Source organism: Paracoccus sp. (in: a-proteobacteria) (genome assembly GCF_039808215.1).
In the GTDB taxonomy this organism is placed as follows: Bacteria; Pseudomonadota; Alphaproteobacteria; order Rhodobacterales; family Rhodobacteraceae; genus Paracoccus.
Genome location: NZ_JBDHSP010000096.1, coordinates 1 through 8,666, shown reverse-complemented (window position 1 = coordinate 8,666; position 8,666 = coordinate 1). Strand labels below are relative to the sequence as shown.

The following is an 8,666-nucleotide window of genomic DNA, read 5'->3' as shown; positions in this document are numbered from 1 at the left end:
ACATGTAATGCCTTGATTTTGCATATGCTGGATACTCAAGCAGGCTCAAAATGCCCGCGGAACTGTCGAACTTCGGTGTCCCGATCCTCCTGCGCGAACAGCTCGTCCAGATCGCCCAGATATTGTTCCACGCGCTTTGCGCTGCTCGCCCGCGACGAGGCAGTTGCCTCCGTCTGGCCCTGCGCCACCAACCACTTCCGGAACTCGTCCTGCTTCATCGCTTGCCCGTCTATCTGCCTGAAAGGTGCTGATCCGAGGTCAGGAAGCCGAGGGCAGAGTCCTTCATCGTCAATTCACCGTCTAGAGAACCACGGGTGGATGATGGCGGGAACCGGAATCGCGCGCAACTGCGAGTTACCTGCCGCCGCCTGCTGCTGCGGGCTTATGCATGCTGGTGCGGTTTTTCTGGTCGGGTGTTGATGTGGCGTTGATGTAGGGCGGAACGCCAAAAGCCGAGCGTTATTCTCGGCTTTGAAGTATTTGATAGCATTAAGTTTTTTGGTTGCGGGGGCTGGCTTCCACCTTCGTCCTAACTTCTCGCGGTTTTTGCCGGTGTTCGGCTTCCACGAAGTCGAGGATACCGAACAACTCGCCGCGTAGCTTGGCATATACCTCGCCGCGCTTCTCGCCGGGTGTGAGAACAACTTCCTCGATCAGCGAGCGCAGCTCCTCGGCGGCGACACGTCCATCGTCGTCATTGTGCAAGGCGTCCGTGAACCGCTCCACCCGCTTGCGATAGATGTTCCCAATGTTGGGATGCACGTCCGGCGTGTCAGCGGGTGCCTGCAACTGCCGGGCGATGACTTCGGCCTTCTGCCGTTCCAGCTCGTCCATGCGCGCTTTCATGGAAGGCTGATACATGCCGTCCTCAATGGCCGCGATGATCCCGGCGATGGCCTTCTCGATCTTCTCCAGCGCCTTGCGGTCCTGCTCGCCCTGTGCCCGACGCTCCCGGTTGAGGCGGTTCATTTCCTCGGCGAAGGCGCGCACGGTTTCCTCGACGGCCCGCGAAGAAATCAGCCTGTCTTTCAGACCGGACAGCACCCGTTCCTCGATCTTCTCGCGGGTGATGGTCCTGTTGTTGTCGCAGGTGCCGCGCCGGTGGTGGTTGAGGCAACCATAGCGGTCGCGCATGATGAGGCCGTATCTACCGCCGCAGCAGCCGCAGGTCAGCAGGCCGGAAAGAAGAGAAACGGGTCGCTTCTTCTCGTGGAGCTTGCGGGCCTTGGCCTTCCTGACGCCCTCGGCGGTTGCCTCGAACCGGACGGCAATGTCCTTCTGCCGCGCACGAACAGCGTTCCAGAGCGCGTCGTCCACGATACGCAAATGCGGAACCTCGCTCCTGATCCACTTCTCGGGTGAGTTGATGCGCGACACGCGCTTGCCGGTGGACGGGTCTTTCACGAAATGCATGCGATTCCAGACCAGAACGCCCGCATATAGCTCGTTGTTGACGATGCCGGTTCCGCGCGAAACATGGCCCCGGATGCTGGTATCGCCCCATGCACGGCCAAGAGGGCCGGGAACGCCATCGCGGTTCAGATCGACGGCGATGGCCTTGGGGCTTTTGCCGGACGCGAACTCGCCAAAGATACGGCGGACGATTTCCGCTTCCTTGGGGATGATCTCGCGGTCGCCTCGGATCGGCTCGCCGTTGGCGTCAAACTTCTTCACGACGCGATAGCCGTAGCAAAGCCCACCGCCCGCCTTGCCCTTCTCCACCCTGCCCCGCAACCCGCGATGGGTCTTCATGGCGAGGTCTTTCAGGAACAGCGCGTTCATCGTGCCTTTCAGCCCGACATGAAGCTCGGAGATTTCGCCCTCGGCCAGCGTGACGATGGTGACGCCTGCAAATTTCAGATGCTTGTAGAGGGTCGCCACATCGGCCTGATCGCGGCTGATGCGGTCCAGCGCCTCGGCCAAGAGGATGTTGAACTCGCCATGCTGCGCATCGCGCATCAGCCGCTGGATGCCGGGACGCAAGATCGTGCTGGCCCCGGAGATAGCCGCATCCTCGTAGGAACCGACGATCTGCCACCGCTCCCTCCCCGCATGTTCGCGGCAAAGCCGAAACTGGTCCTCGATGGACGCCTCGCTCTGCTTGTCGTCGGAATAGCGGGCGTAAAGGGCTGCGCGGGTCATGGCGGCGTCCTTCCTGTCTAAAGGTTCCTCAAATCCTTGATGAGCGCGAACAGATGCAGCGGATCGGTCGGAGATGGCTGGAAGTCGAATCGCTCATAGAACGCTCGTGCCGCATCGTTCTTGGCGTGAACCACCAACGCGCGGACACCGGCGATGTCGGCCACTTGCAGCGTCCGCAGCACGGCATCGCGCAGCAGTCCCGCGCCGATCCTCTTGCCCTGCCACGCCTCGCTGACGCCGAGCCGGGCCAGCAGCATGACCGGCACGGGATGCCGGGCCAGTCCCTTGGTCAGCCGCTCGGGGGCTTCCTCATAGCGGACCTCGCCGACAACGAGCGTGTAAAAACCAACGATGGCGTCGTCATCCGCAACACCCACATAGGTCTGCGAGGCATTCGCCATCTGGTTCGGCAGGGCGAAGCGGACCAGAAAGCGATTCAGCGCGTCCTCGCCGCAGTCGAAGTTCTCGACGGCATGGCGGCGATGCAGCTTCTCGATGCGAAGACCCATTACGAACGATTATCGTCCGAAAAGACGCCCGGCTCGTTCAGCAGCTTACGCAGGCGCGGCAGATCGCGCGGCGGCGCGTCCAGCGCGGCAACGAAGGCTTCCCACCTCTCGGGCGGAAGCTGGAAAACGCGACGGTCGGCAAGGGCTTCCTCGGCCCGGACAAGCGCGCTTTCAAGCACGAACTCGCTCAAGGAACGGCGTTGCGCCTGTGCGGCGGCGGCAAGGGTATGCTTGGCCTCCGCCGTAAGGCGAAGGTCGAGCTTTTCTGTGCGAGTGATGCGTGTGGTCATGGCATTATCTCCTGAACGCACCCTATCAGAACGCCCGACATTGTCAAGACAAACCGTTTGCGGCATCATGTGCCCTTTCCGCCCGGTTCATCTCGCGTCGGTGGCACGTTATCGTTGGCAGCCTGCAATGCCTCGAAGTGCTCCCGCGCGATCTGGCGTCCGATCAGTCGGGCGATGGACAACACCACCGCATCCACCCGCGCGGACGCATCCGCCGCCTGCCCGGCATCCTGTCCATTCGGCGGTCGGTTGTCGTTCGCTGGCCTCTGTTTTCCGTCAGCGCCCTCGCTATCAGAAGTCATAGAAGTCGAACTCGCCGCGCGGCTTCCATCCGGCAGGGTAGGCAATCCAGCGGTTAATGTCGGATTCATGCCAACCCGCGCCGTTGGCGCTGATCTTCATCTGGGCCGGGAACGTGCCTTCCTTGATCTTGCGATAGATGGTGGACTTGGAGAGGCCCGTCCGGGCAAGAACGGTCTTCATGCGGATGATGCGGTCTGGTTGGCGCATGGTCCTGCTGCCTCCTTCTGGTCGTTTCTGACAATTGCAGAGACCAGACAAGGCAACGATTTATCGTTGCGCAATAGATATTTAGCTGCCGTAGTAGTGTAGCGTAGAAACGGCGGTAAATAGGATGGTTCTACGATCTACAATCCGATGCCCCGACCTCTGCCAAGGCCGTGACTGAGGGCAAGTTGTCGACCAAGCCTCATCCCTGAGTCGAAATCCATGCTGATGCCGAGTTGCTTCTTGCGGCCTTCTAGCAGGGATTCCATCTGCGGATCGCGTTCCAGGCTCATCGCCATGTTGCCCATCTCCGCGCGCGCTGACCTATAGCCGGAATAGTTGCCCGCCGCATACTGGCGTTCCCCGGTCTGCCTGAGTTCCTGAAAGCGTTCCACGAACCGATCCGCGCGCAGATCGGGGTTCTTGCGCATCTCGGTTTCCAGTTGCAGGGCGCGTCTGGCAGGCGCGGCGCGATCAGGATCGCCAGAGGCGACATCGGCGGCAAAGCCGGAATTCCGTTTATAGACGGCTTCGGCGTCGCGGGAACCGTGAGGCCGGTGCTCATCGAAGGCTGTGCGAGCCTCGTGCAACTCCTGCACCTGCTCGGGCGTCGCAGCGATACCCCTGTCCTGCGCCGCGAAGATCGCATCCACGGCGCGGGCATGACGAACGAAGCTCTGCCCGGAACTGGCGCGACGCAAGAGTTCTTCCGGCTCGATGCCGGTCTTGCGTGATGTGACTTCAAGGTCGCGCTGAACCTCTCGTCTTGCCGCCTCCCTGTCCGGCCCTGCGGGCACATGCTCACCGGAAGAACGCAGATTGTCGATATAATCGTCTATGGCATCGCGCAGCCGCTCGGGCATGAGTTTGCGCATGATCTGGGCGACACGGGCACGGAAGGCGATGCCGCGCCGCTCGGCATAGTCCTGTGCCGGGCCGACCTGCTGTTCGTAGTCCGTCGCCATATCCTTGGCCCGGTCGCGCGACAGGGTGTTGATGAGCTTGTCCTGACTCGAAAAATCGTCGCGGCCATAGTGCAGGTCCATGCCGTCGCGATGACGTGACAAGGCGACATAGCTGCCGTGGGCGTCCATGCCGGGAGTCGCCATCACATGCGTCCGGTCCACCGTCATGCCCTGCGCCTTGTGGATGGTCGCGGCATAGCCGTGGTCAATGCGGTCATAGTCTTTCAGGTCGAACGAGATGCTGCGCCCGTCATCGGTGCGAACCGACATGGATTGTTCGCTGACCTGCTCGATGGTGCCGAGCGTGCCGTTCTTCACGCCAAGGCTCCGTTCGTTTTGCAGGAACATGACGCGATCCCCGCTGGCAAAGCTGCGCTCGCCCCGTTCCACCGTCACGCGCACGTCCTCGCCAAGATCGCCCGCCTCCCGCATCCGATCGCGGGCGGCCTCGTTCAGTTCCCGCACCTCGGCATTGGTGTGGGTGAGGATGATGCGGCTCGCGTCCGGCGACGCCTGCCGTTCGCGGTCCCAGCGGTCGATCAGATCGCCGCGCGCCTGCTCGCGCGTCTCGGCGGAATGCACCATGTCGTGACGGTCATAGGAGGCGATGGCGTCGCCGGTCCTGCCGGTCGCCAGATCGCCGGTGGCGTCCCGCTGCCAGTTCTCGCGCTGGCGGCGCACCTCGCCGATTTCCGCGCCGCCGTGGCGCTCATGGATCGACCGGAACGCCGCGCCGGCCTCGATGGATTGCAACTGCTGCGGATCGCCGACCAGCACCACCTTTGCGCCAGCCTCGGCGGCATGGGACAGAACGCGCTCCATCTGCCGCGTGCCGACCATGCCCGCCTCGTCGATGACAAGCACGTCGCGGGAAGTCAGCATGTCGCGGCCCTGTCCCCAGCCGTGTTCCATGCTGGCGATGGTGCGCGAGGATATGCCCGATCCGCTTTCGAGATTTTCCGCCGCGATGCCGGACAGGGCAACGCCGCGCACCTCGAAGCCTGCCGCCTCCCATGCTTCGCGCGCAACTCCGAGCATGGCGCTCTTGCCCGTCCCGGCATGGCCGACGACAATGCCAAGATCGCGCCCGTCCGTGACATGCGCCAGCGCGTCGGCCTGCTCGCCGGACAGGACAAGCCCGCGCTGTTCGGCGCGTGCCAATGCCATGTCGCGGTGCGCGTCGTTCACCTCATGGCGTTCGCGTTCCGCCATCAGTTCGGCGGCGCGATGGAGCCGCTGTTCGGCCTCGATCATATCGCGGGTGGTGAAGCGATCCTCGCCGCGTCCGTCCTGCCCGAGTTCCACCAGATCGGGCGAACCGCGTATCGCGCCCATCACCTCGTTGAACTGCTCGATGCCGTCGCTATGCCGATGCGCGAACATAGCCATGTCGCGCCGCGTGAAGGTCGATTGCTGATGCGTGATCGCGTCCAGCGCGATATTGGGATCGGCGATGATCCGTTCGCCATTGTTGCGGGCGATTTCCCTGTGCATGTCGGCACGGTCGGCCGCCTCGATGCCGTCACCTTCAATGCGCTGCGCCGGTGCGCCGATCTGGCTTTGCGGCTCAAGGTCGATACCCTGCGCCTCAAGGCTGCGATGGTCGATCCGCGCATCAATGTCGAGTTCGGCAAGGCGCTCGTTGACATGCTCGGCCCAGCGTTCCCGCCATCGCTCGACCATCTCCGTCCGGTTCCAATCCCGCACCTTCGGGCCGAAACCGTCCTCGTCCACGCTGCGCATGGTGAGCATGACATGGGCATGGGGTTTGGGGCTGCCGTCCTCGGCAAAATCCCAATGCACATTGAGGTCGGCGATCATGCCCTGATCGACGAATTCGGCTTGGGCGAAGTCGCGGGCGAGTTCGATGCCCTGCGTCTGTGTCATCTCGCGAGGAATGGCGAACTCCACCTCGCGGGCAAGCTGCGCATCCTTGCGCACCTCGAACGCCTCCACATCATTCCAGAGCCGTTCGCGGTCTTCCCACACATCGGGCGCACCGTCCGGCAACAGCACCTCGGAATGGACGACGCCGCGCTTGGCGGAAAAGTCCTGATCGCGGCCGAGCCGGTCGTCGCGCAACCGCGAAGCCGAGCGGTAGGCGGCGGACGCCACCGCGCTCGACCCGGCCTTGCGGCCAATGACCTTGACGTGAAGATGATAGATCGCCATCGCGATCCAAGCATTGCCACGCTCAAGCGCACGTCGGAACGACGTATAAGCGCGCCCTCCCTCAAAAAATTCTCGGGATGGACCGGGGCGTTCCAGACCGTCCCGGCAACAATACTGCGTTCCGCCGCCTGCGCAACTATCATCGCTGCATCGACAACGAACCACGACTATGGAGACCACGATGCGCAAGCCACGAGACTATGACGCGGAACTGAAGGCGCTGGAAGACAAGGCCAAGGAACTGAAGACGCTCAAGGTGCAGCAACTCGGCGAACTGGTCATCGCCACCGGGGCGGATGCGCTCACCGCTGACGAACTGGCAGGCGCGCTGATCGTACTGGCGGAAACCACAGATGCCGGAAAGAGGGAGACGTGGGCCAAGCGCGGGGCCGCGTTCTTTCAAGGCAGGTCGCGGCGATCATCATCAACGCCTGACCGCGATCACGGCAGCGCTCAAACGCAATCGGGCGGCGTGCAACCGGCATCAGGCGGCGCGGGCGCGACATGACATGCGCACATGGCAGGTCGAGCGCCGTAAGCGCACCCGGCATCTAATCGAACTCGGCGGCCTCGTCGTCAAGGCGGGCATCGTGGACCTGACAGGCGATGATCGCGCCACCATCCTTGGCGCGATGATCTGGATGGCCGAAAAGCTCAAGAGTGAAGGCGGCGAACACGCACGCGATACATGGACGAAACTCGGAAAGATCGCGTTCGAGATGGATCGTCCAGCAAGCGCACATGACAGGACTCAACCGCAGCCGGATCGGGCGTAACCGATGGCGGGCGGCGCGGAGACCCCACATATCGCAGCGCCGCCCGCCATCGCGCGACGTCGCCAGTTTATCATTGCCCAAAAGAGCTATTTTGCCCTAAATAGGCAGGATAGAATCGGCGAGATTGAAGCCATGAAAACCATGTCTGCGCGCGAGGCGAAGAACAGCTTCGGGCTGATGATCGACACCGCGCGTGCAGGGCCGGTGCAGATCGAGAAGCACGGGCGCGGCGTCGTGGTGGTGCTCGCAGTCGAGGAATATGAGCGGTTGAAAGCGATTGAAGCGGGGGCAACGGGTGGTGAGGCGGATAAGGACGACGCTGGCGGAGATTCCCGGCGGTGAATAAGGTCAAGGAAATCGAACGCGCCGAACTGCACAAGACGATTTGGCGCATTGCCAACGACCTGCGCGGCAGCGTCGATGGCTGGGACTTCAAGAGCTATGTGCTCGGGATGTTGTTCTACCGTTTCATCTCGGAGAACCTCACCGCCTACCTGAATACGCAAGAGCGTAACGCGGGCAATGCGGGCTTTGACTACGCCGCCCTCGCCGACACCGATGCCGAGCAGGGGCGTGCAGAGACGGTAAGGGAAAAGGGCTTCTACATCCTGCCCTCGCACCTGTTCGCCAACGTTCGGCGGCAGGCGCGGCATGACCCCAATCTCAACGAAACCCTGTCCCGCGTGTTCAAGGATATCGAAGGCTCGGCCATCGGCGCGGAGAGCGAGGATGATTTCAAGGGCCTGTTCGACGACCTAGACGTCAACAGCGGCAAGCTCGGCCCGACCGTTGCCAAGCGCAACGAAAAGCTGGTGAAGCTGCTCGACGCCATCGGCGATCTGCCGTTGGGCAGCTTTTCCGACAACACCATCGACCTGTTCGGCGACGCTTACGAATACCTGATGCAGATGTATGCCTCGACCGCCGGAAAATCCGGCGGCGAGTTCTACACCCCGCAGGAAGTTTCCGAATTGCTGGCCCGCATAGCTGTTGCGGGAAAAACCGTAGTCAACAAGGTGTATGATCCAGCCTGTGGGTCGGGGTCGCTGCTGCTCAAGTTCGCCAAGGTGCTGGGGCAGGACAATGTGCGGCAGGGCTTCTACGGCCAGGAAGTCAACCTGACGACATACAACCTGTGCCGCATCAACATGTTCCTGCACGACGTGAACTACGAGAAGTTCGACATCGCGCATGGCGACACGCTGACCGATCCGGCGCATTGGGATGACGGAGAGTGTCAGGTCTTCTGTGTATCGCTGATCCGGTCCATGCTTCCTGAGAGGAGCAAGGACGATGACGATTTCC

General features: G+C 62.4%; 10 protein-coding genes. 4 read left to right on the top strand and 6 right to left on the bottom strand.

All coding sequences use genetic code 11. The annotated features are described in order from the left end of the window. Nucleotides 1–35: 35 nt before the first annotated feature. From WMK75_RS17350 to traA, 6 genes are all read right to left on the bottom strand, one after another. Entirely contained in the window at nt 36–218 is a 183-nt protein-coding gene (locus tag WMK75_RS17350) for a hypothetical protein (RefSeq protein ID WP_347268842.1), read from the bottom strand. Between the two features lie 271 nt (nt 219–489). Further along, complete coding sequence (locus tag WMK75_RS17345) at nt 490–2,142, bottom strand: recombinase family protein (RefSeq protein ID WP_347268841.1); 1,653 nt, start codon at nt 2,140–2,142, stop codon at nt 490–492. 17 nt (nt 2,143–2,159) lie between these two features. Further along, entirely contained in the window at nt 2,160–2,651 is a 492-nt protein-coding gene (locus WMK75_RS17340) for a GNAT family N-acetyltransferase (protein ID WP_347268840.1), read from the bottom strand. Beyond that, nucleotides 2,651–2,941, bottom strand: coding sequence for a DUF1778 domain-containing protein (locus tag WMK75_RS17335; RefSeq protein ID WP_347268839.1), 291 nt, complete (start codon nt 2,939–2,941; stop codon nt 2,651–2,653). Before WMK75_RS17335 ends, WMK75_RS17340 begins: the two co-directional genes overlap by 1 nt. 291 nt (nt 2,942–3,232) lie before the next feature. Then, nucleotides 3,233–3,451, bottom strand: a complete 219-nt coding sequence (locus tag WMK75_RS17330) for an AlpA family transcriptional regulator (RefSeq protein ID WP_347268838.1) — start codon at nt 3,449–3,451, stop codon at nt 3,233–3,235. Nucleotides 3,452–3,588: 137 nt separating this feature from the next. Continuing rightward, complete coding sequence (gene traA / locus WMK75_RS17325) at nt 3,589–6,765, bottom strand: Ti-type conjugative transfer relaxase TraA (protein WP_347268843.1); 3,177 nt, start codon at nt 6,763–6,765, stop codon at nt 3,589–3,591. A gap of 1 nt (nt 6,766) precedes the next feature. On the opposite strand from traA, the gene WMK75_RS17320 reads away from it, so the two are divergent. From WMK75_RS17320 to WMK75_RS17305, 4 genes are all read left to right on the top strand, one after another. Next, the gene (locus tag WMK75_RS17320) at nt 6,767–7,093 is read left to right on the top strand and encodes a conjugal transfer protein TraD (protein ID WP_347268837.1); all 327 of its coding nucleotides are present in this window, start codon (nt 6,767–6,769) and stop codon (nt 7,091–7,093) included. 1 nt (nt 7,094) lies between these two features. Then, nucleotides 7,095–7,361, top strand: coding sequence for a conjugal transfer protein TraD (locus WMK75_RS17315; protein ID WP_347268836.1), 267 nt, complete (start codon nt 7,095–7,097; stop codon nt 7,359–7,361). A 3-nt stretch (nt 7,362–7,364) separates the two neighbouring features. Next, the gene (locus tag WMK75_RS17310; protein ID WP_347268835.1) at nt 7,365–7,703 is read left to right on the top strand and encodes a type II toxin-antitoxin system Phd/YefM family antitoxin; all 339 of its coding nucleotides are present in this window, start codon (nt 7,365–7,367) and stop codon (nt 7,701–7,703) included. Further along, a partial coding sequence (locus tag WMK75_RS17305; RefSeq protein ID WP_347268834.1) for a type I restriction-modification system subunit M occupies nt 7,700–8,666 on the top strand: 967 nt, incomplete at its 3' end. The genes WMK75_RS17310 and WMK75_RS17305, both read left to right, overlap by 4 nt.

Coding starts and splice junctions, on each gene's coding strand:
- WMK75_RS17350 (WP_347268842.1), bottom strand. CDS start 218: ATGAAGCAGGACGAGTTCCGGAAGTGGTTGGTGGCGCAGGGCCAGACG.
- WMK75_RS17345 (WP_347268841.1), bottom strand. CDS start 2,142: ATGACCCGCGCAGCCCTTTACGCCCGCTATTCCGACGACAAGCAGAGC.
- WMK75_RS17340 (WP_347268840.1), bottom strand. CDS start 2,651: ATGGGTCTTCGCATCGAGAAGCTGCATCGCCGCCATGCCGTCGAGAAC.
- WMK75_RS17335 (WP_347268839.1), bottom strand. CDS start 2,941: ATGACCACACGCATCACTCGCACAGAAAAGCTCGACCTTCGCCTTACG.
- WMK75_RS17330 (WP_347268838.1), bottom strand. CDS start 3,451: ATGCGCCAACCAGACCGCATCATCCGCATGAAGACCGTTCTTGCCCGG.
- WMK75_RS17320 (WP_347268837.1), top strand. CDS start 6,767: ATGCGCAAGCCACGAGACTATGACGCGGAACTGAAGGCGCTGGAAGAC.
- WMK75_RS17315 (WP_347268836.1), top strand. CDS start 7,095: ATGCGCACATGGCAGGTCGAGCGCCGTAAGCGCACCCGGCATCTAATC.
- WMK75_RS17310 (WP_347268835.1), top strand. CDS start 7,365: ATGGCGGGCGGCGCGGAGACCCCACATATCGCAGCGCCGCCCGCCATC.